This is a genomic window from Amycolatopsis thailandensis, from assembly GCF_002234405.1.
In the GTDB taxonomy this organism is placed as follows: Bacteria; Actinomycetota; Actinomycetes; order Mycobacteriales; family Pseudonocardiaceae; genus Amycolatopsis; species Amycolatopsis thailandensis.
This window is the reverse complement of sequence record NZ_NMQT01000041.1, coordinates 24,484-51,236: the sequence shown is the minus strand read 5'-3', so window position 1 is coordinate 51,236 and position 26,753 is coordinate 24,484. Positions and strand designations below refer to the sequence as shown.

General features: G+C 70.1%; 4 protein-coding genes. 1 reads left to right on the top strand and 3 read right to left on the bottom strand.

Annotated elements, in window-relative coordinates:
- Positions 1-11: 11 nt before the first annotated feature.
- From CFP71_RS13005 to CFP71_RS12995, 3 genes are read right to left on the bottom strand one after another with little or no spacing between them, the layout of a single operon-like run.
- The gene (locus CFP71_RS13005) at positions 12-227 is read right to left on the bottom strand and encodes an MbtH family protein (protein ID WP_093934114.1); all 216 of its coding nucleotides are present in this window, start codon (positions 225-227) and stop codon (positions 12-14) included.
- Positions 224-17,758, bottom strand: a complete 17,535-nt coding sequence (locus CFP71_RS13000) for a hybrid non-ribosomal peptide synthetase/type I polyketide synthase (protein WP_093934113.1) — start codon at positions 17,756-17,758, stop codon at positions 224-226. Before CFP71_RS13000 ends, CFP71_RS13005 begins: the two co-directional genes overlap by 4 nt.
- A gap of 15 nt (positions 17,759-17,773) precedes the next feature.
- Positions 17,774-24,883, bottom strand: coding sequence for a type I polyketide synthase (locus tag CFP71_RS12995; protein WP_093934112.1), 7,110 nt, complete (start codon positions 24,881-24,883; stop codon positions 17,774-17,776).
- A gap of 460 nt (positions 24,884-25,343) precedes the next feature.
- On the opposite strand from CFP71_RS12995, the gene CFP71_RS12990 reads away from it, so the two are divergent.
- A complete protein-coding gene (locus CFP71_RS12990) occupies positions 25,344-26,699 on the top strand; it encodes a cytochrome P450 (protein ID WP_167406101.1) in 1,356 nt (451 codons plus the stop codon).
- Positions 26,700-26,753 lie beyond the last annotated feature (54 nt).

The following is a 26,753-nucleotide window of genomic DNA, read 5'->3' as shown; positions in this document are numbered from 1 at the left end:
TGGGAGTTCGGTCAGCGGCTTTCGTTCATGGCCCGGACCAGGCTCGACGGCCGCAGGTCGGTCCAGTGCTGCTCGACGTACTCCAGGCAGGCCGCCCGGGTGTCGTCGGCGTGCGCCACCGTCCACCCGGCGGGCACCTCGGCGAAGGCGGGCCACAGCGAGTGCTGGCCCTCGTCATTGACCAGCACCTTGAAGGTGCCGTCGGGGTCGTCGAACGGATTCGTCATGAGTTCCCTTCCCGTCGGTTCCGCGCCACCGCGCGCAGTTTTCGTTCCAGCACCGGGCCGATGACCGCCAGGGAGTCCGGCAGGGTCATGCCGATGTGGTCGCAGGGCACCGGATGCACCTCGACCTCCCGCTCCACGTACTCGGCCCAGACGTCGGCAGTGAGCACCTCCGGCTCGTCCGCGGCGACGAACAGCAGGGTGTCGACCGCGATCGGCTCGTGGCGGAGCCTGCCGATGATGTCGGCGTTGTTCCGCATCACCCGCATCATCGCGGTGACGTGGTCTTCCTCCAGGCTCGCCAATACGATGTTCCGCTCGAAGGCGATCTCCTGGAACCGTTCGTGTGTAAGGGTTTCCCCGGCCAACCCGGCCGCGCTGATGCCGAACGCGGCGAGCATCCGGGTGTAGGCGCCAGTGCGGTCCATGTCCCGGGCGATCGCGAGCTCCTCCGGCGTCCACGGTTTCGCCGGGCTCGCGTCGAGCAGCACGAGCAGCGCGACCTCCTGGCCGCGTCGCCGCAGTTCGGCGGCGATCGCGTGCGCCACCATTCCACCGAACGACCAGCCCAGCAGGTGATACGGCCCTTCCGGCTGGACGCGGGTGAGCTCGGCGATGTAGTCCTGCGCCATCTCCGCCACCGAGCGCGGCAGCTCCCCGCCGTCCGCGAGCCCGCGAGACTGCAGGCCGTACACGGGGAACTCGGGGCTCAGATGGCGCAGCAGTCCCGAGTAGGTCCAGCTCAATCCGCTGATCGGGTGAACGCAGAACAGCGGCGGCCTGGTGCCGCCCCGCCTCAGTGGCAGGACGACGTCGAACGCGGTGTCTTCGCCGCCGTCCTGGATCCGCTGGGCCAGACCGTCCACCGTGGCCGCTTCGAAGAGCGCGCGGACCGGCAGGTCGACTCCGAGCACGGCCTTGATCCGGCTCACCAGCCGGGTCGCGAGCAGCGAATGCCCGCCGAGGTCGAAGAAGCTGTCATCGACACCGACCGTGGCCCGGCCGAGGATTTCCGCGAACAGTCCACACAGGACTTCCTCGACGAGGGTCCTCGGCGCGCGGCCGGTGGTTGCCGGGAGCTGGTCAGGCAGGGCGTCCCGGTCGACCTTGCCGTTGGCGGTCAACGGAATCTCGTCGATGGCGAGGATCGCGGACGGCACGAGGTAAGCGGGCAGCTGCTCGGCGAGCCGGTCACGGAGCCTGGTGAGCAGCCTGCCGGTGAAGCGCGAGCCGACCGGGTTGCTGGCCAGCGCCGCCAGGGAGCGCCCGGACGGTGCACGGTGGACGCCGGTCAGCGGGCCGTCCTGAGCACCGGGGAGCACGACCGCCTCGTACGAGCCGGGGTCTTCGGGCGACCACGTCGTCGCCACCCGGTGCCCCGAGCGCTCGCCCCAGGCGTGCAGTGCCTCCGGGTCGACGCCCTGCCCGTTCTTCAGGTGGAGTCGGATGTCGTCGAGGGACGCATGCCGGGTCAGCGCCCTGGCGGCGGCCAATTCCCCGGTCAACCGCGGGTTCGCGATTCCGGTGAGCCGCACCGGGCTGTCGAGGTCGCCCAGGTCGTCCAGGCCGGTGAACTCCACCTCCGGCAGCTCCGCCACTGATACCGCGTCGGCCCGATCACGGTGAAGGACGACCTCGTACCGGTGCCGGGTCAGCTCGTTGTGCGGTTCGCCTCGTTTGAGCCGGATGTCGATCCCGGCCGCGTTCTCCTCGGCCCACGACGAGAAGAACCCCGGATCGACGACCAGCTCCTTCTCCAGCAACACGGCCTGCTCGACAGACGACCGCAACCGCTCCGCCGACTCCGCTTGCTCCGCCCGCACTGCCGTGTGCAGGGCACGGACCGTCCGCTGATGCCGCACGTCACCGACGAAGATCCGACCACCCGGCGCCAGCAGACGCAGGGCGCCGTCCAGGACACGCGCCAAGTAGGCGCCGTCCGGGAAGTACTGGACGATCGAATTCAGCACCACCACATCGAAGAACTCCGGTGGCAAACCCGAAACGTCATCCGCGGGCTGACAGCGCAATTCAACGCGCTCAGCGTCCACCTGGGCGCGCAGCCGTTCGACCACCGGCGCCGAAAAATCGGTCGCCCAATAGGACTCGACATCGTCCAGCAGCGGCCCGAGCAACAGACCCGAGCCGACACCGATCTCCAGGATCCGGCGCGGCGACGACTCCCGGATCCGCTCAACCGCGGCCGCCTGCCACGACCTCATCTCCTCCAACGGAATCGGCTCACCGGTATACGAGCTGTTCCAACCGGTGAAATCCGAACCCAGAGTCGCGGTCTGCTCGGCTCCGTACATCGTGTCGTAGACGTCACGCCACTCATCGACCTGCGCATCTTCCCCGTCCGTGTCGGTCACGCCTTCCGGGACCACATAGGCGAGCAGGCGGTCGGGTTTGGCGAGGACGACGGCCCGTGCGACCTCGGGCTGGTCGAGTAACGCGGCCTCGACCTCGCCCGGCTCGACCCGGAACCCCCGCACCTTCACCTGATCATCGACCCGGCCGACGAACTCCAGTTCACCACGGCGGTTCCAGCGCACCCGGTCACCGGTCCGGTACATCCGTGCCCCGGGCCCCCCGAACGGGTCGGGCAGGAACCGTGCGGAGGTCGGTCCCGGACGGCCGAGGTAGCCGCGGGCCACCCCGTCACCGGATACGTACAGTTCGCCGACGACGCCGGGCGGCACGAGCCGCAGACGTTCGTCGAGCACGTAGCTCCGCATGGCGTCCATCGGGACGCCGATCGGGACCGTCCCTTGTGGAATGTCGTCCCGCGTCATCACATGCCGCGTCGCGAACGTCGTGCTCTCGGTCGGGCCGTATCCGTCGACGACGGTGAGCCCGGGATAAGTGCCGAGCAGCTCGCGAATCGCGTCAGGCGACACGATGTCACCCCCGGTCCACACCTGCTCCACCGCGGCAAAGCAGTCCCGATGCTGTTCGACCATCAGGCTGAACAGCCCGGCGGTGAGCCACAATGCGGTTACCCCGCCGTCGGCGATGGTCCTCGCCAGCACCGCGGCGTCGAATTCACCCGAGGGCGCGAGGACCAGCGTGCCACCGTGGATCAACGGAACCCACAACTCGTATGTCGAGGCGTCGAACACGTGCGGCGAATGCACCAGCACCCGCCGATGCGCCTCACCCCAGCAGCTGTCCGACACCAACCCGACGACATCGGCCTGCGTCACCGCCACGCCCTTCGGCACACCGGTGGACCCCGACGTGAACATCACGTACGCCAGGTTTCCAGGCAGCACCCGGACGTCCGGATCGGTTTCGGGGATGCCCGTCACGTCCGGCAGCTCACGCAGCACCAGCACCGGGTCCACGTCGTCGAGCAGAGCGCTGACGCGCCCGGCCGGGTACGACGGATCCACCGGGACATAGGCGCCACCGGCTTTCACCACCGCCAGAATCGCGACGACCAACTCGACCGAGCGCTCCAGCAGCAACGCGACCCGGCGCTCCGGTCCGACACCCTCACCGATCAGCCAATGTGCCAGCCGATTCGCCCGGACCTCCAACTCCCGATAGGACAGTTCGACGCCGCCGCTGACCAGCGCGACCGCGTCCGGGTCCCGCTCGACCTGAGCGCGGAACAACTCCGGCAGTGCCGAGCCGACCGGCTCCGGCGCCGCCGGCAACAGCCGTGTCCGTTCGGCCGCGAAGAGGATTTCGGCGTCGCTGATCGGCTTCTCCGGATTCGCGACGAGAGAGCGCAGCAGACCGACGAAGCGGTGGGACAGCTCTTCCACGGTCGCCCTGTCGAACAGCTCCGTCGCGTACTCGACCATCGCCGTGATGCCCGCCGAGGCACCGGAGTCGTCGAATTTCTCGGTGAGGCTGAAGAAGAGGTCGAACCGGGACGTGTAGGTCGGCGCGAGCTCCAGCCGTGCCTCAAGACCTGGGAAGTCGAACTGGACTTCTTCGTTGTTCTGCAGGGCGAGAGCGATCTGGAACAACGGATGATGCGCCGACGAACGACGAGGATTCAACCGCTCCACCAACAACTCGAACGGCACATCCTGACACTCATACGCACCCAAACTCGCCTCACGAACCCGACCAACCAACTCCCCAAAAGACGGATCCCCCGACACATCCGTCCGCAACACCCACGTATTCACAAAAAAACCAACCAAATCATCCAACCTACCATCAGTCCGCCCCGCAATCGGCGAACCAACAGCAACATCACCCCCACCACCCAACCGCGAAACCAACACCGCCAACCCAGCCTGCAACACCATGAACAACGACGCACCCACAGACCGAGCCACCACCCCCAAACCACCCACCAACCCCGCATCCAACCCGAACCACACGGTGTCGCCCGCATACGAAGCGACAGCCGGGCGCGGCCGGTCGAGGGGCACGGTGGATTCGGCGGGCAGTCCGGCGAGCCTGTCCGTCCAGTAGGCGACCTGCCGGGTGAACAGGCTGTCGTCGGCGTTCTCATCGCCGAGCAGCGTTCGCTGCCACAGCGTGTAGTCGGCGTACTGGACGGGCAGTTGCGACCAGCCGGGCACGACACCATCGCGGCGGGCAGTGTAGGCGGCGACGAGGTCACGCGCGAGCGGCCCCATCGACCAGCCGTCACCCGCGATGTGATGCACCAGCACCAGCAAGACCGACGTCGACTCGTCAACCTCGAACAACGTCGTCCGGATCGGGATCTCCCCAGCCAGATCGAACTCGTACCGCGCCGCGCCGCTCAGCGTCTCCGTGAGACCGGCTTCGGTCGTCCGGTCGGTGTGCAGGGACGGCCGGTCGTCGGTGACGAGCTGGTGCGGACGGCCGTCGATCTCGGGGAAGACCGTCCGCAGCGACTCGTGCCGTCCGACGACATCGCCGAGAGCCGCCTCCAGTGCCCCGCGGTCCAGGTCGCCTGTGAGCCGAAGGGCGAGCGCGATGTTGTAGGTCGCTGACGGCCCCTCCAGCTTGTGCAGGAACCACAACCGCTGCTGCGCGAACGACAACGGCAGCACGTCGGGACGGTCCCACGGCACCAGCGCGGGCCGGTCCGAGCCGCCGTGGACGCGCTCGGCGAGCCTCGCCACGGTGTCCGCGTCGAAGAGCGCGCGAACCGGCAGATCCACCCCGAACACCGCCCGGATCCGGCTGACCAGCCGGGTCGCGAGCAGAGAGTGTCCGCCGAGGTCGAAGAAGCCGTCGTCGACGCCGACCGTCGGCCGACCGAGGATTTCCGCGAACAGTCCACACAGGACTTCTTCCTGAGGGGTCCGCGGGGCACGGCCGGTGACCTGGTGCCCGCCGGGTTCGGGCAGGGCAGCGCGGTCCACCTTGCCATTGTCGGTCAACGGGATCTCGCCGATCGCGAGGAACACGGCCGGGACGAGGTGCTCCGGCAGCCGCTCGGCGAGCCGTTCCCGCAGCCGCGCCAGCAGCCGGCCGGTGGTCCGGGAACCGAGCGGGTTGTTCACCAGCGCGGACCGGGGGCGCCCACTGCCGGGGTGCCGGTACACGCCGGTCAGCCGGTCGTCGTCACCGGCGGGGAGGAGGACGGCTTCGTAGGTGGCGGACTCGTGCGGGGACCACGTCGTCACCACCCGGCGGCCGGCACACTCACCCCAGGCGTGCAATTCCTCCGGATCCAGCCCGGTCCCGGAGCGCAGGTGGGAGCGGACTTCATCGAGGGACGCGTGCCGCGCCAGCGCCAGTGCGGCCGCCGCTTCCCCGGCCAGCCGGGGGCTCCGGATCCCGGTGAGCCGCACCGGGCCGTCGAGGCCGCCCAGCTCGTCCAGACCGGCGAACTCCACCTCCGGCAGGTCCGCGACCGACGTCGCGAGCGCGGGATCGCGATGGATGACCACTTCGTACCGGTGCCGGGTCAGCTCGTTGTGCGGTTGACCCCGTTTGAGCCGGATGTCGATCCCGGCCGCGTTCTCCTGGGCCCACGACGAGAAGAAGCCTGGATCGACGACCAGCTCCTTCTCCAGCAACACGGCCTGCTCGACAGCGGCGCGCAGGCGCTCGACGGATTCCGCCCGCCCGGCCTGAACCGCCGTGTGCAGGGCACGGACCGTCCGTTGATGCCGCACGTCACCGACGAAGATCCGGCCGCCCGGGGCCAGCAGCCGCAGGGCGCCGTCCAGGACACGCGCCAGATAGGCGCCATCCGGGAAGTACTGGACGATCGAATTCAGCACCACCACATCGAAGAAGTGGTTCGGCAAACCGGTAACGTCGTCCGCAGGCTGACAACGCAATTCAACGCGCTCCGCCTCCACCTGGGCACGCAGCCGCTCGACCACCGGCGCCGAAAAATCGGTCGCCCAATAGGACTCGACATCGTCCAGCAGCGGTCCCAACAACAGACCGGAGCCGACACCGATCTCCAAGATCCGGCGCGGCGACGACTCCCGGATCCGCTCGACCGCAGCTGCCTGCCACGACCTCATCTCCTCCAACGGAATCGGCTCACCGGTATACGAGCTGTTCCAACCGGTGAAATCCGAACCCAGAGTCGCGGTCTGCTCGGCTCCGTACATCGTGTCGTAGACGTCGCGCCACTCTTCGACCTGCTCGTCACCGATCTCCGGAGCGGTGTCGTGCTCCTGGACGACGTAGGCGACCAGCCGGTCCTCCCGCGCGACTACAACGGCTCGGGCGACCTCGGGCTGGTCGAGCAGCGCGGCCTCGACCTCGCCCGGCTCGACCCGGAACCCCCGCACCTTCACCTGATCATCGACCCGGCCGACGAACTCCAGTTCACCACGGCGGTTCCAGCGCACCCGGTCACCGGTCCGGTACATCCGTGCCCCAGGCCCCCCGAACGGATCGGCCACGAACCGGTCTGAAGTCAGGTCCGGACGGCCGAGGTAGCCGCGCGCGACTCCGGCGCCCGAGACGTACAGGTCGCCGGGGACTCCCGGGGCCGTCAAGCGCAGCCGCTCGTCGAGGACATAAGTCCGCATGGTGTCCATCGGGACGCCGATCGGGACCGTCCCTTGTGGAATGTCGTCCCGCGTCATCACATTCCGGGTCGCGAAGGTCGTCGTCTCCGTCGGGCCATAGCCATCCACCACGGAGATCCCCGGATACGCCTCGAACACCCGGCGGACGGCCTCGGGTGACACCACGTCACCCCCGGTCCAAACCTGCTCCACCGACTCGAAGCAGTCAAGATGGTGCTCGGCCATCACACTGAACAACCCGGCCGTCAGCCACAACCCGGTGACCCCGCCACCCACGACAGTCCTCGCCAGCACCGCCGCGTCGAACTCCCCCGACGGCGCCAACACCAGCGTCCCACCATGAATCAGCGGAACCCACAATTCATACGTGGAGGCGTCGAACACCTGCGGCGAATGCACCAGCACCCGCCGATGCGCCTCACCCCAACACCCGTCCGAGACCAGCCCGACGACATCGGCGTGCGTCACCGCCACACCCTTCGGCACACCGGTGGACCCCGACGTGAACATCACATACGCCAAATTTCCCGGATCCACCAAGACGTCCGGATCAGCCCGCGAACTGTCGTCCGTCTCCGGCAGCTCACGCAATACCAGCACCGGATCCACCTGATCGACCAAATCGCCGATCCGCCCGGCCGGATACGACGGATCCACCGGCACATAGACGCCGCCGGCCTTCACCACCGCCACGATCGCCACAACCAACTCGACCGAACGCTCCAGCAACAACACCACCCGGCGCTCCGGGCCCACACCCTGGCCGATCAGCCAATGCGCCAGCCGATTCGCCCGCGCGTCCAACTCTCCATAGGACAATTCGACACCACCGGCCACCACCGCGACCGCACCCGGATCCCGCTCCACCCGGGCACGGAACAACTCCGGCAGCGTGCGGGCGGGCGCGTCCAGGACCGGGGCCGCGGTGAGCCGGGCGCTTTCCCCCGGAGCCAGGATGTCGACGTCGTTGATCGAGCGGTCCGGGTGGTCGGCCATGGTCCGCAGGACACGGAGCCAGCGTTCGACGAAGTCTTCGATGGTCTCCCGGTCGAACAGTTCGGTCGCGTATTCGACGGCACCCGCGAGACCGCCGTCCGGCTTCTCGGCGAGATTCAGGAACAGGTCGAACCGCGCGGCACCCACCAGCGCGGTCTCCGGGCGGACGTCCAGTCCCGGCAGGGTGAATCGCGGTTCTTCGTTGTTCTGTAAGGCGAGAGCGATCTGGAACAACGGATGATGCGCCGACGAACGACGAGGATTCAACCGCTCCACCAACAACTCGAACGGCACATCCTGACACTCATACGCACCCAAACTCGCCTCACGAACCCGACCAACCAACTCCCCAAAAGACGGATCCCCCGACACATCCGTCCGCAACACCCACGTATTCACAAAAAAACCAACCAAATCATCCAACCCACCATCAGTCCGCCCCGCAATCGGCGAACCAACAGCAACATCACCCCCACCACCCAACCGCGAAACCAACACCGCCAACCCAGCCTGCAACACCATGAACAACGACGCACCCACAGACCGAGCCACCACCCCCAAACCACCCACCAACCCCGCATCCAACCCGAACCAGGTGACCGCACCGGAATACGAGGCCACGGCGGGCCGGGGGCGGTCCAGCGGAATGGTCACCTCCTCCGGCAAGCCGGCGAGTCGCTCGGTCCAATAGGTCACCTGCCTGGCGAACAGACTGTCCACATCAGACTCGTCACCCAACAAAGAACGCTGCCAGAGCGTGTAATCGGCGTACTGGACAGGCAGTGGCGACCACTCGGGGGCGGTCTTCGCGCACCTCGCGGTATAGGCGTTGACGAGGTCACGCGCGAGCGGGCTCATCGACCAGCCGTCACCCGCGATGTGATGCACCAGCACCAGCAACACCGACGTCGACTCGTCAACCTCGAACAACGTCGTCCGGATCGGGATCTCCCCAGCCAGATCGAACTCGTACCGCGCCGCCGCTCCCAGCGCTTCGACGAGTTCGGCCTCGCCGAGCCGCTCGAGACGCAACGTCAGCTCGGTGTCCAGGATTCGCTGCCACGGGCGGCCATCCCGTTCGGGGAACACCGTCCGCAGCGTTTCGTGGCGCCCGACGACGTCGTTCAGTGCCGCCTCGAGCGCGTCCCGGTTCAGGTCGCCGGTCAGGCGCAAGGCCAGTGGGATGTTGTAGGTCGCCGATGGCCCTTGGAACTTGTGCAGGAACCACAACCGCTGCTGCGCGAACGACAACGGCAGCACGTCGGGACGATCGTGGGCCACGAGTGGGGGCCGGGCGGCGGCGCCCATCGCCAGGCGGACGGCGAGACCCGCGGGTGTCGGCGTCTCGAACAGGGCCCGCACCGACAGCTCGACGCCCAGTGTGCCGCGGATCCGGCTGACCAGCCGGGTCGCGAGCAGCGAATGCCCGCCGAGATCGAAGAAGTCGTCGTCGGCGGCCGCTGACGGGACTCCGAGGACCTCGGCGAACAGTCCGGCCAGAATCTCCTCACGCGGCGTCGACGGCGTCCGCCCGGCCGATGCCGGAAGCTCAGGCGACGGCAGCGCCGCGCGGTCCAGTTTTCCGTTGGCGGTCAACGGAATCGCCTGGACGGACAGCACCACCGACGGCACCAGGTGGTCCGGGAGCCGCTCGCGCGCGAACCGCCGCAGCGCGCCAGTGTCCGATTCGTCGGAAACGACATAGGCGACCAACCGGTCGTCACTCGCGATGACCACGGCCTGTGAGACGCCGGGATACGTGCGCAGCACGGCTTCGACCTCGGCAGGCTCGATCCGGAAGCCGCGTACCTTGACCTGGTCGTCGGCCCGGCCGACGAACTCGAGCCCCCCGCGCCGGTCGCGCAGCACCACGTCGCCCGTGCGGTACATCCGGGAACCCGGCGCCCCGAACGGATCCGCCACGAACCGGCCCGCCGTCAGCCCGGGACGGCCCAGGTAGCCACGCGCGACACCGGCTCCCGCCACGTACAGCTCTCCGGCGACACCGGGCGGAACTGGCCGCAGGCCCGCGTCGAGCACGTAAGCCGCCAGATCCGGCAACGGCTCGCCGATCCGGCTGGCGGTCGCCGCCGCGGCCGAGACCCGGTCCAGCTCCAGGTAGCTGACGTGCACGGTGGTTTCGGTGATCCCGTACATGTTGACCAGCAGCGGAGCCCGGTCCGGATGGCGCTCGTACCAGGCGGCGAGCCTGGACAGATCCAGCGCCTCCCCGCCGAACACGACCGTCCGCAGGGCGAGTGGCAACGGGGTCTCGCGGTCGGCCTCGATCAGCTGGTAGAACGCCGAGGGTGTCTGGTTGAGGACCGTGACGCGCTCGTCGGCGAGCAGCCGCACGAACCGTTCCGGTGAGCGGCTGACCTCGTGGGACACCACGACCACCGACCCGCCCCAGGCCAGCGCGCCCCACAGTTCCCAGACGGAGAAGTCGAACGACGCAGAGTGGAACAGGGTCCAGACGTCCTCGTGGCCGAACTCGAACCATCGCCGTGTGGTCTCCAGCAGCCGCACGACGCTGTGGTGCGGCACCACCACACCCTTCGGCGCGCCGGTCGAGCCCGACGTGTAGATCACGTACGCGGCCTGCCCGGGGTCTCCCGGCACCTGCGGGTCCGTGCCGGGGTATGTCTCCAGCGCCGCCCGCACGTCCGGCGCGTCGAGCACGATGGCCCCGGGAACCACCGTCGTCGACGTCGTCAGGACCCGGCTCGGACCCGCGTCGTCGAGCAGGTAGGCGACGCGCTCGGCCGGATAGTCCGGGTCGACGGGCAGGTACGCGGCCCCGGCCTTGAGCACGCCCAGTATCGCGGCGACCAGTTCAGCCGACCTCGGTAGCAGCAGCGCGACCCGGTCCTCCCGGCCGACACCCTCGTCGAGCAGCAGCCGGGCCACACGGTTGGCCCGTACGTTCAACTCCGCGTATGTCCACCGGGTGTCCCCCGACACGACCGCGACGGCGTCCGGGCGCTCCCCGACGCGTTTCTCGAACAGCTCCGGCAACAACGCGCCGACGGCGACGGGTTCCGGCGCGGCGAGCAACGCGGCCCGTTCGTCCGGAGCGAAGATGTCGGCGTCGCCGATCGTGGCGGCCGGATCGGCGACGACCGCCCGCAGCAGCCGCTCCCAGCGGGCCACCAGCGTCGTGACCGTCTCGGCGTCGAAGATGTCGGTGGCGTACTCGACCATGACCGACACCCCGGCGGGCTCACCGCTTCCCTCGGTGACCTGCTCGGTGACGCTGAAGAACAGGTCGAACCGCGAAGTCCCGGTGGACCCGACGTCGAGGCTCGCGGTGAGGCCCGGCAGCTCGAACCGGCCCCGCTCGTTGTTCTGCAGCGCCAGCGCCACCTGGAACAGTGGGTGGTGCGCGGTGGACCGCTGGGGGTTGAGCAGCTCCACCAGGTACTCGAACGGGACGTCCTGGTGGGCATACGCCGCAAGGCTCGTCTCGCGAACCCTGGCCAGCAGCTCGGCGAACGACGGATCGCCCGAGGTGTCCGCGCGCAGCACCAGGGTGTTGACGAAGAAGCCGATGAGGTCGTCGAGCGCGTCGTCGGTCCGGCCCGCCACCGGGGCGCCGAGCGGGATGTCCGTCCCCGCGCCGAGCCGGGTGAGCAACGCGGCCAGCGCGGCTTGCAGCACCATGAACACCGTGGCGTCGCCGGTGCGGGCGAGGTCGACGAGCTGCCGGTGCAGCCCGGCGTCCAGCGTGAAGCGGGCCAGGTCACCCGCGTAGGACGACACCGCGGGCCGCGGCCGGTCGAGCGGGAGGTCGAGTTGCTCGGGCAGCCCCGCCAGCCGCTCCGTCCAGTACGCGACCTGGTCGGCGAGGAGGTGTCCACGCTCGTCGAGCAGGTTCCGCTGCCACAGGGTGTAGTCGGCGTACTGCACCGGCAAGGCCGTCCACTGTGGACGTCCGCCCGCCTGACGGGCGGCATAAGCGGTGGTGAGGTCCCGCGCCAGCGGTCCGACGGACCAGCCGTCGGCCGCGATGTGATGCAGCACCACGACCAGTACCGATTCGCCCGCGCCGAGGGTGCAGAGCCGGACCCGGACCGGGATCTCAGTGGCCAGGTCGAAACCGCGGACCGCCGTCTGCGCCACCGCGTCGTCGACCGTGTCCGGTGTGGACTGGACGACGTCGAAATCGAGGATCGCGCTTCCGGTGTCGAGGATCTTCTGGTGCGGACTGCCGTCCACGGCCGGGAAGACCGTACGCAGGCTTTCGTGCCGTTCGACGATGTCTTCCAGCGCCCGCCGGAGCACCGCCGGATCCACCTCGCCGGTCAGTCGCAGCACGAGCGGGATGTTGTAGGTGGCGGACGGCCCTTCCAGCTCGTAGAGGAACCAGAGCCGCTGCTGCGCGAACGACAGCGGCACGCTCTCCGGCCGCGGCATCGGCCCCAGCGCCGCCCGGCTGCGGCCCGGATCGCCGAGTCGTTCGGCGAGGCTGGCCACACTCGACGCGTCGAACAGCGCACGCACCGGGAGCTCGGTGTCGAGCACGCTCCGGATCCGGCTCACCAGCCGGGTCGCGAGCAGCGAATGCCCACCCAGATCGAAGAAGCCGTCGTCGACGTTCACCGACGCGAGGCCGAGGATCTCCGCGAACAGCCCGCACAGCAGCTCTTCCCGCGCGGTAACCGGCGGGCGTGCCCCCACCGGAGCGTGCTCGGGCATGGGAAGCCGAGTGGCAGCTATCGTCACGACAGCGTCCGACGTCAGATACGCGGGCAATTCCGCTCGAAGAGCTTCGAGCGCGGCGTCACCTTCGACGACCACATACGACGCCATTCGCCCGTTTTCCCTGGGCACGCAGACAGCCTGCGTGACACCGGGACGGCGACGCAGCCATTCCGCGGCCATGTCGAGTTGTTCCCGGCCGACCCGGTCGCCGGCCCCGGCCTGCCGTACGACCGTCCGCCGAGGCCTCGGCACCAGGCCCCGCAGCACCACCGGGAGTTCCCCGGACATGGCACGTTCCCGCAGCGCGGCCGGGTCGACGTCGACCGGCGCGACCAGCGGATCGGCCACCCCCAGCGCGCGGTCGAACAAAGCCAGCCCGCGTTCCTCGGTCATCGCCGTGATGCCGGACCTGTTCAGCTGCACCAGATCCGTCTCGGTGAGACCGCCGTCGACCACGGTGCGCCAGAGCCCCCATGCCAGGGAGACCGCTGGCAGGCCGAGTGCCCGGCGATGGCTCGCCAGCGCGTCGAGGAAGGTGTTCGCCGCCGCGTAGCCCGCCTGGCCCGCGTTGCCGATGAGCCCGGAGAACGAGGAGAACAGCACGAACGCCGCCAGATCGCGGTGTGCGGTGAGTTCATGCAGATACCAGCCCGCGTCGACCTTCGGGCCGAACACACCCGCGAGCCGGTCCGGCGTGATGTCGGCCAGCGGCGCGTCGTCGATGAGACCGGCCGTGTGGACGACGGCGGCCAGGTCGGGGATCGACGCCAGCACCTCGGCCAGCGCGGCGCGGTCGGATACGTCGCACGCGGCGATCCGCACCTCCGCGCCGAGACCGGCGAGTTCGTCCCGAAGCGTTTCCACGCCCGTGGCCGCGGGCCCCCGCCTGCTCACCAGGACAAGCTTCTGCACGCCGTGCCACTCGACGAGGCGACGTGCCACCAGCGAGCCGAGCGCACCCGTACCGCCGGTGACGAAAACCGTTCCCTTCGAAGGGAAACCGAAGCTTTCCTGCTCGCTTGCCTTGGTCACGCGCGGGACGTACCGGCGCCCGGCGCGGACGGCGAGCTGCGGCTCGTCCCGGTCCAGCGCGACCGCGACCGCTCCGCGGACGTCGTCGGCCCCTGCCTGCTGGTCGACGTCGACCAGCAGGAACCGGCCCGGATACTCCGAGGCCGCCGAGCGCAGCAGCCCCCACAACGGAGACATCGCCAGGTCCTCCACCGCGCCATCGCCGGCGGCGACGGCCTCCCGCGTCACCACGACGAGCCGTCCGTGCTCGCCGGTGCTGGTTTGCTGCGCCAGCCGCAACACCGACCGGGCGGCGTCGTGCGCTCGGCCGACCACGTCGTCGTCCCGGTCACCGACGCAGGGCAGGACCGTGACCGGTGAGTTCTCGTCCGAGCCGAGGCTCCACGGGTCATCGCCGAGAATCCGCCACCGGCCAGGTTCGGGAGCCTCGCCGGACAGGGGCATCCAGCCGAGCCGGAACAACGACCCGCCGTCTCCAGGACGTGGTCCGGAGCGCTGGACGACCGAGTCGACGGTCAGCACGGGCGTGCCGAACTCGTCGGTGACCAGCAGCGCAGCGGCTCCGTCCACAAAGGATACCCGCGCGCGAGCGGCGGCGGCGCCCGCCGCGAGCAGGTCAACGCCGGTGAAGGTGACCGGCGCGCCGAATCGCCGCAGCACCGGGTCGAGCAGCATCGGGTGCAGGGCGAACGCGTCCGCCGGCTGGTCCTCGGCCAACTCGACGAGGTCACCCTTGTCTTCGCCCGGTTCTGGGACGGCAGCGCGGCCGGTGCCCGCGCTGAGTACGCCGGAAGCGTGCCGGGTCCAGCCGGACTCCCGCCGAGCGTGCACGGCGATGGTCCACCTGCCCTCGCCGTCCGGGTCCACCGCGACGTGGAGTTCGACCGGATGGCCCGCGCCGACGGCGAGCGGTGCCTCGACCGTAAGCTCGTCGACCCGGTCGCAGCCGGCCCTGTCCCCGGCGACGATCGCCAGTTCCAGCAGGATCGCGCTGCCGTCGCAGTCGGCCAGCCAGGGGTGTTCTCCCGCCGAGAGCCGCCCGGTCATCGTCCACCCCTCGCCGTCCGGGCGCGGGATGACCGCTTCGAGCAGCGGGTGTCCGTCGGTGTGGCGCCCGGCCGCCTTCGACGCGGGTTTCGTCCAGAACGAGCGGTGCTGGAAGGCATAGGTCGGCAAGTCCACCGCCCGCGCGCCCGGCACCAGCGCGGACCAGCCGACGGCGCCGCCCGCGACGTGCAGGCCGGCGGCGGCGGACAGGAACTGCCGCAGAGATCCGTGGTCCCGGCGCAGTGTGCCGGTGATGGTGGCCTCTACCCCGGCCGAGCCGGCGATGTCCCGGACGGCGTTGCCGAGCACCAGATGGGCGGACGGTTCGACGAACACGTCGTATCCGGCGGCGAGCAGCAGCCGGACGGCCGGATCGAACCGGACCGGTGCGCGCATGTTGCGGTACCAGTACTCGGCGTCGAGCGTGGTGCCGTCCACCGCGGCGACGTCCACTGTGGAATAGAAGGGGATTTTCGCGGTCCGCGGGGTGATACCCGCCAGCGCCTCCATCAAGGGCTCGTACAGCACTTCCACCCGTGGCGAGTGCGAGGCGTATGCGGCGGAGAAGGTCCGGAAGTCGATCCCGTCGCGGGTGCATTGCGCGGCGAGTTCCTCCAACGCCGGGACGTCACCGGTGATGACCGTCGACTCAGGCCCGTTCATCACCGCGACCCACAACCGGTCCGGCCACTGCCGTAGCAAGGCTTCGACCCGGTCCGAGGACAACGGCAGCCAAAGCCCGCCGCCCTTGCCCGCCAGCCGCGAAGCGATCTTGCTGCGCAGCGCCACCACTTTCGCGCCGTCCTCGAGGCTGAGCACGCCCGCCACACACGCTGCGGCGATCTCGCCCTGGGAATGCCCGAGCACCGCGGCCGGCCGCACCCCGACGGATATCCACAACTCGGCGAGTCCGAGCATGACCGCCCACAGCACGGGCTGGACGACGTCCACCCGATCCAGGGATTCGGCGTCCTCGGTCAGAACGTCGAGCAGCGACCAGTCCACGAACGACTCCAGCGCGGCGGCGCACTCCTCGATCCGCGCGGCGAACACCGGCGACGACGCGAGCAGTTCTTTCGCCATGCCGACCCACTGCGCACCCTGGCCGGGGAAGACGAAGACGGTCTTGCCGACGTCGCGGGCGAGGCCGGTCACCACGTTCACGCCGGCTTCACCCTCGGCCAGCGACCGCAACCCGGCGCGCAGCTCCGCCGTGTCCGCACCGAGCACGACCGCCCGGTGCTCGAACGACGACCGGTGCTCCGCGAGTGAGAAGGCCGTATCCCGCGCGGGGTGTACGGCGACCGACTCCTGAAGCCGGTTCGCCTGTGCCCGCAAGGCTTCCGCGGTCTTTGCCGACACCGGCCACGCCAGCGCCACCGGTGGTTCGACCGGCGCGGCGGGCACCGGCGTCTCAGCGGGTGCCTCTTCCAGGATCACGTGGGCGTTCGTGCCGCTGATGCCGAACGACGACACCGCGGCGCGACGCGGCCGGTCGGTGCCCTCCCACACGCGGCCGGACTCGAGCACCCGGACGCCGCCGGAGGCCCAGTCGACATAATCCGAGGGCGCGTCGACGTGCAGCGTCTTCGGCAGCCACCGGTTCCGCAGCGCCTCGACCATCTTGAGCACGCCGGCCACACCCGCGGCCGCCTGCGTATGTCCGAGGTTGGACTTGACCGACCCGAGCCAGAGCGGGCTTTCCGGCGCCCGCCCGCGGCCGTAGGTCGCGAGAAGCGCCTGCGCCTCGATCGGGTCACCCAGCCGGGTGCCGGTGCCGTGGCCCTCCACGACGTCGACGTCACCGGTGTCCAGCCCCGCGTCGGACAGCGCGGCGCGGATCACCCGCTCCTGCGCGGGGCCATGCGGCGCGGCGAGGCCGTTGCTCGCGCCGTCGGAGTTGACCGCGCTGCCCCGGATCACCGCCAGCACCGGATGTCCCGCGGCACGGGCCCGGGAAAGCGGCTCCAGCACCAGCATTCCGGCGCCCTCCGCGAATCCGGCGCCGTCGGCCGCCGCGGCGTAGGCCTTGCACCGGCCGTCCTCGGAAAGCACCTGCTGCCGGGACATTTCGATCAGGTTGTTCGGCGTCGACATGACCGTCGACCCGCCGGCGAGCGCGACCGAACACTCCCCCTGCCGCAGCGAGCGGACCGCGAGGTGCAGTGCCACCAATGAGGACGAGCACGCGGTGTCGACGGTGAGCGCGGGACCTTCCAGCCCGAGCAGGTAGGACAGCCTGCCGGACACGACGCTCAGTGCGTTTCCGGTCAGCACCTGCCCCTCGAGCTCTTCGGGGATCTCGCGCGGCGCGTAGTCGCCGATGCTCGCACCGACGAACACCCCGGTCTGCGTGCCGCGCAGTTCCCCGGGCCGGATCCCGGCGGTTTCCAGTGCCTCCCAGGCGGTTTCCAGCACCAGCCGCTGCTGCGGGTCCATCGCCGCGGCTTCCAGCGGACTGATCCCGAAGAACGCCGCGTCGAACTCGTCGGCGGCGTCGAGGAAACCACCGCCGCGCGCGTGGCACCGGCCCGGCTCGTAGGGGTCGGGGTGGTACAGCTCGTCGAGGTCCCAGCCACGCCCGGAGGGCATGCCGGTGATCACGTCCCGTTCCTCCGCGACGATCCGCCAAAGGTCCCGCACGTTCGCGACGCCACCGGGATAGCGGCAGCCGGTGCCGACGATCGCGATCGGTTCCCTGGCCCCGGCGGTCAACTCCCGGTTGCGCCCGCGAAGTCGTTGGTTCTCCTTCAGGGCGGCCCGGAGGCCGTCGACCAGCTGGTCGGCAGACGCGGTCATGGGCGGCAAGCTCCCTCAGTCGGAAAGTTCGGTGTCCAGCGCCATGCGCACCAGGCTCATGGCGTCCATCCCGGCGATCGGGTCGTCGGCCCCGGCCGCCGGTGCGGGTTCGGGCTCCGGAGCGATCGACCGCCACAGGTACCGCACCACCGCGGCCGGGGACGGATGGTCGAAAACGAGCGTCGCGGGCAAGGGAAGGCCGGTCGCGACTGTCAGCCTGCCCCGCAGCTGGACCGCGGCCAGCGAACCGAACCCGAGATCCTTGAACGCCGCGTCGAGTGGGACCCGGGCGGGATCGTCGCGGCCGAGCACGACGGCGGTGTGCGCGCGCACCAGCTTGGTCAGCTCCGGCTCGAGGTCCTCGGGGGACAAGGATCGCAGGCTTGTCCCCGGATCGGCGCCCATCGGGGACTCGACCGCCGCCTCACCGGTGAACCCGCGCAACGGCGCGGGCAGCCACTCCCCCGCACGCAGGCGCGCGGGATCGAGCGCGATCGGGGCAAGGAAGGCCTCGCCCGAGGCCACCGCCGTGTCGAACAACCTGAGCGCGCGGGCCGGGGGCAGCGGGGTGATGCCCCACCGGCCGAGCCGCTCCAGGTCGGTGTCGGTCAGGTGCCCGGTCGTCGCGCTTTCCGTCGCCCACAGGCCCCATGCCAACGATGTCGCGGGCAGACCGCGGGCGTGCCGGTGCCGGGCCAGCGCGTCCAGGAACGCGTTGCCCGCCGCGTAGTTCGCCATGCCTTCGTGGCCGAGCAAGCCGGCGGTCGACGAGAACAGCACGAAAGCGGCGAGGTCGAGCCCCGCGGTCAGCTCGTGGAGATGCCAGGCGCCGTCGACTTTCGGCGCGAGCACCGGGTCGAGCCGCTCGTGTGTCAGCTCCGGCACCAGCGCGTTGTCGAGTGCCCCTGCCGCGTGCACGACGGCGCTCAGCGGCCGGTCCCTGGGGATGCCGTCGAGTACGGCGGCCAACCGGACGCGATCCGCGACATCACAAGCCTCGACTCGGACCTCGGCACCGAGCCCGGCGAGTTCGTCGCACAGCGCGGCGGCGCCTTCCGTCGCCATGCCTCGCCTGCTGGTCAGCACGAGTCGCCGGACGCCGTGCACGGTGACGAGGTGGCGGGCCAGCAGTGCGCCGAGCGTTCCGGTACCGCCGGTGACCAGCACCGTGCCGGTACCGAAAGACGGACGGTCGCTCGCCGAGGGGATCACCGTTGCCAAGCGGGGTACGAGAATCCGCTCGTCGCGCAGGGCGAGCTGAGGTTCTCCGGTAGCCAGCGCGCGGCCCAGATCCGCGGACGTCACCTCGCCCTCGGTGTCGACGAGGACGAGCCGGCCGGGGAACTCCGACTGAGCCGACCGCACCAGACCCCACACCGGTGCCTGTGCGGGATCCACCTCCTCGTCCGCGGTGGCGACGGCGCCGCTGGTCAGCACGACCAGCTTGCCCGGTCCCTCGCCGGAAACCTTCTCCCGGGCGAGTTCCAGCACCCGGCGGGCTTCCGCGTGCGCTGTCCCCACCACCGACTCGCCGCCGCGCCCGACCCGGATCACGACGTCGTCGCCGAGGTCGCCGGATGCCGGAACGGGCACCTCTGTCCAGTCGAGCCGGAAGAGCGATCCTGGGGTCTTCACCGGCCCGTCACGCCAGAACCGACGGCGCTGGAAGGCGTAGGTGGGTAGCTCGATCCGGTTCCCTCCGGGGAACACGGTGGCCGGATCGAGCGAGGCACCGCCGAGCAGCAGGTGCCCGAGCGCCTCGGTCACCGCCACGCGGTCGCGCCGCAGGACGGGTGCGCACGCCACGTCCGGCAGCATCGTGGTGAGTGTGCCGTCCGGGCCGAGTTCGAGGAACGTCGTGACCCCGCGCTCGCCGAGAGTCGCGACCGCGTCGGCGAAGCGCACCGGCAGGCGGAGCTGGTCGGCCCAGTATTCCGGCGAGGACAGCTGTTCGGACGTCGCAATCCGGCCGGTCACCGTCGAGACGACCGGGATTTCGGGCTCGTGAAAGGACAGTCCCTTGAGGACATCGAGAAGAGCGTCCCTCGCACTGTCCATATGAGACGAATGGAAGGCGTGACTGACCCGGAGTCGCTTTATGTCCCGGCCCTGCGCGGCGAAGTACTCGCCCAGCAGGCCGATCGCGGCATCGTCACCCGAGACGACCACCGACGCCGGTCCGTTCACGGCCGCCAGGAACAGCTGCCCGGGGGCCACCGCGTCGATGACGGCCAGCACCTCGTCCTCACCCGCGCGAACGGCGGCCATCGCACCGCCGGAGGAGGCCGCCTGCATCAGCCGTCCGCGGGCCGCGACCAGTGCGCACGCGTCCGGCAGGGTGAACACCCCGGCGACGTGTGCCGCGGTGATTTCCCCTATCGAATGCCCGGCCAGCGCGGCCGGCTTCGCGCCGTAGTGCTCCAGGAGGCGGAACAACGCCGTCTCCAGCGCGAACAACGCGGGCTGGGCGAATTCCGTGCGGTCGAGCAGTTCGGCGTCGGAAAGGGCCTCGCGCAGCGGCTTCGGCAGCAGACCGTCCAGCTGCGCGCACACCTCGTCGAACACCGCCGCGAACACCGGGGAACCCTCCGCGAGTTCCCGGCCCATGTCCGGGTACTGCGTGCCCTGACCGGTGAACAAGAAGGCGAGGCCGCCATCAGCTCGCCGCTGAGGTGGTTCGTCGCCGGACTCCACCGCGGCGAGCGCCGCGAGCAACTCCTCGCGATCCGCGCCGGTGACGATGGCCCCGCAGGCGAGCCGGGCCCGGGTGGTCGCGAGCGACAAGCCCACGTCGGCGATGCCCGCGTCCAGGTTCCCGGTGACAAACTCGCGCAGCCGTTTCGCCTGCGCCCGCAGGGCTTCCGGGGTCGCGGCCGAAACCGGCCACGGCACCCGGACGTGCTCACCGGTCCCCCGCCGGTGTTCGTCGTCGCCCTCTTCGAGAATCAGATGCGCGTTGGTCCCGCTGATCCCGAACGACGACACACCCGCGCGGCGCGAACGCCCGAAGTCCCAGTCACGGCTCTCGGTCAGCAGGCGGAGCCCGCCGGGCGACCAGTCCACCTGGGGCGATGGGGCGTCGACGTGCAGGGTCGCCGGGAGCTCCCGGTGCCGCAACGCCTGGACCATCTTGATCACCCCGGCCACTCCAGCCGCGGCCTGTGTGTGGCCGAGGTTGGACTTCAGCGATCCGAGCCACACCGGCTCCTCCTGGCGATGGGCGCGTCCGTAAGTGGCCAGCAGCGCCCGCACCTCGACCGGGTCACCGAGCGCGGTGCCGGTGCCGTGTCCTTCGACGGCGTCGATGTCGGCCGCGCCGAGCCCGGCGTCGGCCAGCGCGCCGGTGATCACGCGCTGTTGGGCGAGGCCGTTGGGAGCGGTGAGGCCGTTGCTTGCACCATCGGAGTTGATCGCCGAGCCGCGGATCACCGCGAGTACCCGGTGCCCGTGCCTTCGCGCGTCCGACAGCCGTTCGACCAGCAGCATCCCGGCGCCCTCGGCCCAGCTGGTGCCGTCCGCGGCCGCGGCGTAGGCCTTCGACCGACCGTCCGGGGCGAGCCCGCGCTGCCTGCTGAACTCGACGAAGATCCCCGGTGTCGGCATCACCGTCACCCCGCCCGCGAGCGCGAGGTCGCATTCACCTGACCGGAGCGCGCGCACGGCCAGATGCGTCGCCACCAGCGACGACGAGCAGGCCGTGTCGACGGTGAGCGTCGGCCCCTCCAGGCCGAAGGTGTAGGCCAGCCTGCCGGACAGGACACCTGCCGCGGTGCCGGTCAGCAGGTAGCCCGAATCATCTTGTCCGCCTTCGTGCAGCCGCGGTCCGTAGTCTCCGGCACCGGCGCCGACGAAAACGCCGACCGGCTTGCCACGCAGCGAACGCGGGTCGACACCCGCGTGTTCGAAGGCCTCCCACGAGGTTTCCAGCAGGACGCGCTGCTGCGGGTCCATCGCCATCGCCTCGCGCGGGGCGATGCCGAAGAACTCCGGGTCGAACCCCGCGACGTCGTCGAGGAACCCGCCGGACCGGGTGTAGCTGCTGCCCGGCCGGTCGGGATCGGGGTCGTACAGCTTGGCGAGGTCCCAGCCGCGGTCCTCGGGGAACGGCCCGATCACGTCCCTGCCGAGCCGCACCAGATCCCACAGCTGGTCCGGCGAGGCGACCCCGCCCGGCAGACGGCAGGCCATCCCGACGATCGCGACGGCCTCGTCGTCGCCGGCCGGGCGGGTACGAGTGGCTTCCACCTGTCGGGGTTCGCCAAGCGATGCGGCAAGAAGTTCCGGCGTCGGATGGTCGAACACGGCCGCGGGTGAGAGCAGCCGTCCGAGCGTGCCGCTCAGCCGCGCCGCGAGGTCGGCGACCGAGACCGAGTCGAAGCCGAGTGCTTTGAACGTCAGCGCCGGATCGACGGCCGCCGGATCGGGATGGCCGAGCACGGCCGCGGCGGTGGCGCGGACCATGCCCAACGAGTCGGTGGCGGGCACCGGCTCGGACACTGTCGCGCTGGTGCCGAGCCAGTGCCGTCGGCGCTGGAAAGCGTAGGCGGGCAAGGGAATCCGGCGGGCATCAGACCAGCCGAGCCCGGCGGGCCAATCGACGTCGGCCCCGCGGACTTGGAGTTCGGCCAGCGACGTCAGCAGGCGACGCCGTCCCCCCTCACCACGCCGCAGCGTGCCGGTGACCGCGGCCGGGGCACCGCCGGCGCAGGTCTGCTGGACCGCCATGGTCAGCACCGGATGCGCGCTGACCTCTACGAACGTCCGGAACCCGTGCGCGGCCAGCAGTTCGGTAGCCGGGCGCAGCAGCACCGGCTGCCGGAGGTTGCGGAACCAGTACGCGGCGTCCAACTCGGAGGTGTCGAGCACGCTACCAGTGACAGTGGAGTAGAACGGGAGCTCCGACGGCCTCGGCCGCACGTCGACGAGTTCGCGTAGCAGCCGGTCGCGCAGGCCCTCGACGGCTTCGGTGTGCGACGCGTACCCGACCGGGATCAGCCGGGCGCGAACGCCACGTTCGGTGCATGCGTCCACGAACCGGCGGACTTCGTCGGACGGCCCGGCGACCACGGTCGAAGACGGCCCGTTCTCGGCGGCGACCGTGACCGACCCGGGCACCGCGGCCATGACCTCCGCGGCGGGCAGGTCGACCCCGGCCATCGCGCCGGTCCCATCGATCGCGGCCAGCGCCCGTGACCGCAGCGCCACGATCTTCGCGGAGTCCTCCATCGACAGCGCGCCCGCGACGTACGCCGCGGCGATCTCGCCCTGCGAGTGGCCGACGACGGCCTCGGGACGCACCCCGAACGCACGCCACTGCGCCGCCAGCCCGATCATCATCGCCCACAGCGCGGGCTGGACCACCTCGACGCGGTCGAGCGCGGTTTCGCCACCCCTCAGCACCTCCGTGAGCGACCAGTCCACAAAGGACTCCAGCGCCGTCGCGCAGCGGATGATCTCCTCGGCGAACACCGGCGAGGTGTCCAGCAGTTCGGCGGCCATCCCCGGCCACTGCGAACCTTGGCCGGGGAAGACGAACGCTGTCAGCCCGACGTCGCCCGCCACCCCGCCGACCACCGACGGATGCGGCTCGCCCCTCTCGACGGACTCGAGCGCGTTCTCGAACCCGGCCCTGTCCTCCGCGATCAGCACCGCGCGCACCGGCAGCGGTGTCCGGGTGGTGGCCAGTGAAAATCCGACGTCGCGCAGGTCGTCGATCTCCGCCTCGCGCAGTCGCCCGGCTTGGGCCCGCAGTGCCTCGACAGAAGCGGCCGACACCGCCCAGGGCACGGGACCGGCGGGCGCGCGCGGCGGTACGCCCGGCACCGGATCGGACACGAAATCGGACAGAACGACGTGGCAGTTCGTTCCGCCGACGCCGAACGAGCTGACCCCGGCGACGCGCTCGCCATCGGTCCCGGCCCACTCGGCCGTCTCGGTGCAGACCCGCAGGTTCAGCTCGTCAAGCGGGATCCTCGGGTTCGGGGTGGTGAAATGAAGGCTGGGCACCAGCCTCCGGTTCTTCAGGCACAGCACCGTCTTCAGCAGCCCGGCGATCCCGGCCGCGGCCTCCAGATGCCCGATGTTGGTCTTGACCGAGCCGACGCGCAGCGGCGGGCCGTGACGGCCGCGGGCCCCGCCGAGCGCCGCTGCCTCGATCGGGTCACCGACCTTCGTCCCGGTTCCGTGCAGCTCCACGTACCCCGCGACGGACGGGTCCAGCCCCGCCCGCTCGTAGGCGAGCCGAAGTACCTCCTGTTGCGCAGCGCCGTTCGGGACGGCGAAAGCGTCCCCGCCGCCGTCGTTGTTGACGGCACTGCCACGCAGCAGGCAGTACACCCGATCGCCGTCGGCGAGTGCGCGCGAAAGCGGCTTGAGCAGCACGAGTCCGCCTCCCTCGCCGCGGACGAAGCCGTCAGCGGCCGCGTCGAAGGTGCGGCACCGGCCACCCGGCGACAGCGCACCGAAGCGAGCGGCGGCGAAAGCGTTCTCCGGCAGGAGGTTCAGCTGGACACCGCCGGCGAGCGCGAGGCCGCATTCGCCGCGCTGGAGGCTTTCGGCGGCCAGGTGCACGGCGACCAGCGAGGACGACTGCCCGGCGTCCACGGTGTAGCTGGGGCCGGAAAGGCGGAGAAAGTAGGAGAGCCGGTTGGCTATCGCGCCACGCTGCGTACCGGTGAAGGTGTGCGCGGTCCTGGCCGCGGCGCCGAGCCGGTCGAGCAGGACGGCGTAGTCGCCGGAGGCCGCGCCGACGAAGACTCCGGTGCCGTCACGTCGTGCGGCGGCGCAGGCGCCCGCGTCCTCCAGCGCCTCCCAGCCGAGCTCGAGCGCGAGCCGCTGCTGCGGGTCCATCGCGGCAGCCTCACGTGGGGAGATACCGAAAAAGCCGGCGTCGAACTCGTCGATCCGGTCGAGATAGGCACCGTGGCGAACCGCGCTCGCCTGCTCGGCGGTCAACCCGGCTCCGGCGAGCGAGCTCTCGGGAAACCGCTCCTCCGGCGGCGAGGAAACCGCGTCCACGCCCGTAAGGAGCAATCGCCAGAATTCACCTGGCTCCCGCGCGGCGGGAAATCGACAGGAAATGCCGACAACGGCGATCGGATCGTCGTTGTGACCACTCATCCGCATCGGGCCGGACGACTCATGGAACGCATGAATGACATTCCTTCCCCCGCACACCTCCGACAAAAGGAGAATGCCGGAAACGGCGCACTACAAAAAAGTCCCAGTCATGGAACCCCCAGCGGACGTCTCTGCCGACGTCGACCCGAGCGCCGCCCCATACGGCCTCGATCACACCGTACCAGCCGCTTCGCCGGGCAAGCAAACCTTTACCTGGCAGCGGGAAACTTCCCCACCACGGCTGATCGCCTCGACGGTAAGCACGGGATGTGGATCAAGACAAGCCCTCCACGCGGGTTTCATCCGGTCAGCCCAGCGTCCGCTTCGAGACACGGCACGAGACCCCGCGACACAGTACGAATTGCGGCGCAATAGAAGAATTGGTTATGCGGTTTCCGTAGCTCGACGGCCTGCCGAGTCTTCGCTACACTCGCCGCCGTGTCATATTCGTGATTGGGGGCCGGTCGTGCGTGGGAAAGACCGCGATTACAAACTCGATGCCATTCCGGGCTCCTGGGGTGGCCTCGGGCACATCGTGCGACTGTGGCGGGATCCGCTGGGCTTCCTGGAAAGCCTGCCGAAACACGGCGACCTCGTGCGGCTGCGGCTGGGCACGGTACGGGTGTGGATGCTGTGCGACCCGGAGCTGACCCATCATGTCCTGCAGGACGGCCGCACGTTCGACAAGGGAGGCACGTTCGACGAGGCGACCCGGCTGATCGTCCAGGACGGGTTGGTGGTCGCCCCGCACGAACCGCACAAGCGGCAGCGCAGGCTCGTCCAGCCGGTGTTCCACCACCAGCGTCTGGACCAGTACGCCGCGGTGATGGACACCGAAATCCGCGCCGTTTCGGACTCCTGGTCGACCGATCGGGTCCTCGACGGCGTCGGCGAGATGCAACGACTGGCCATGCGGGTCACCGCGCGCACGATGTTCAGCTCCGCGCTCGGCGAACACACCGTGGCGCAGGTCCGGGAGGACCTCACGAACATCATGGACGGCGCGCGGCACAAGCTGTTCGCGCGGATGTCCGGGCTCGCCTGGGTCCCGACCGCGGCCGGGAAGCGGTTCGACACCTCGATCGCGCGGATGAACAAGACCGTCACTGACCTGATCGCCGACTATCGCCGCAGCGGCCGCGACCACGGCGACATGCTGTCCATGCTGCTGGAAAGCACCGACGAACACGGCGACGCGCTCACCGACGACGAGGTGCACGCACAAGTACTGACGGTGTTCATGGCGGGCACCGAGACCACGGCCAGCCTGCTGGCCTGGGCACTGCATCTGGTGTCGGAAGACGAGGATCTGCAGGACCGCATCCGCGAGGAGGCCCGTGAACTGCCCAACGAGGGAGTCGGCCTCGCCGATGTCGGCAAGCTCAAACTGACCCGCCGCGTGCTCACCGAGACCCTGCGCATGTACCCGCCGGTGTGGATCTTCCACCGGCGACTGCGGACGGAGTCCAAGGTGCTTGGCACGCGCCTCCCCGAGGGCTCGAACCTGTTCTACAGCCCATACGTCATCCACCACCGGCCCGACCTGTACCCCGAGCCGCACGAGTTCCGACCGGACCGCTGGCTGCCCGGCGCGTCCGACCACCTGCCCAAGGGCGGCTACGTGCCCTTCGGCGGCGGCAGCCGCAAGTGCATCGGCGACGAGTTCGCGCACACGGAGTCGGCCATCGCGCTGGCCCGGATCCTCGGCACGTGGCGGCTGCGCCCGATGCCAGGAGAAGTGGTGCGACCCGCGGTCAAGGCGTCCTTGCGCCCGGACGCGGTCCGGTTGCGCCTGTACCGCCACGCGCGCCAAGAGGCCTGAATCCCGCGAGGGAAACCGAAGACGGAGAGCTCCATGACCACCACCCCGGATACC

Excerpts from the sequence above, each read along its gene's own strand:
- CFP71_RS13005 (WP_093934114.1), bottom strand. The coding sequence starts at position 227 with ATGACGAATCCGTTCGACGACCCCGACGGCACCTTCAAGGTGCTGGTC.
- CFP71_RS12995 (WP_093934112.1), bottom strand. The coding sequence starts at position 24,883 with ATGCGGATGAGTGGTCACAACGACGATCCGATCGCCGTTGTCGGCATT.
- CFP71_RS13000 (WP_093934113.1), bottom strand. The coding sequence starts at position 17,758 with ATGACCGCGTCTGCCGACCAGCTGGTCGACGGCCTCCGGGCCGCCCTG.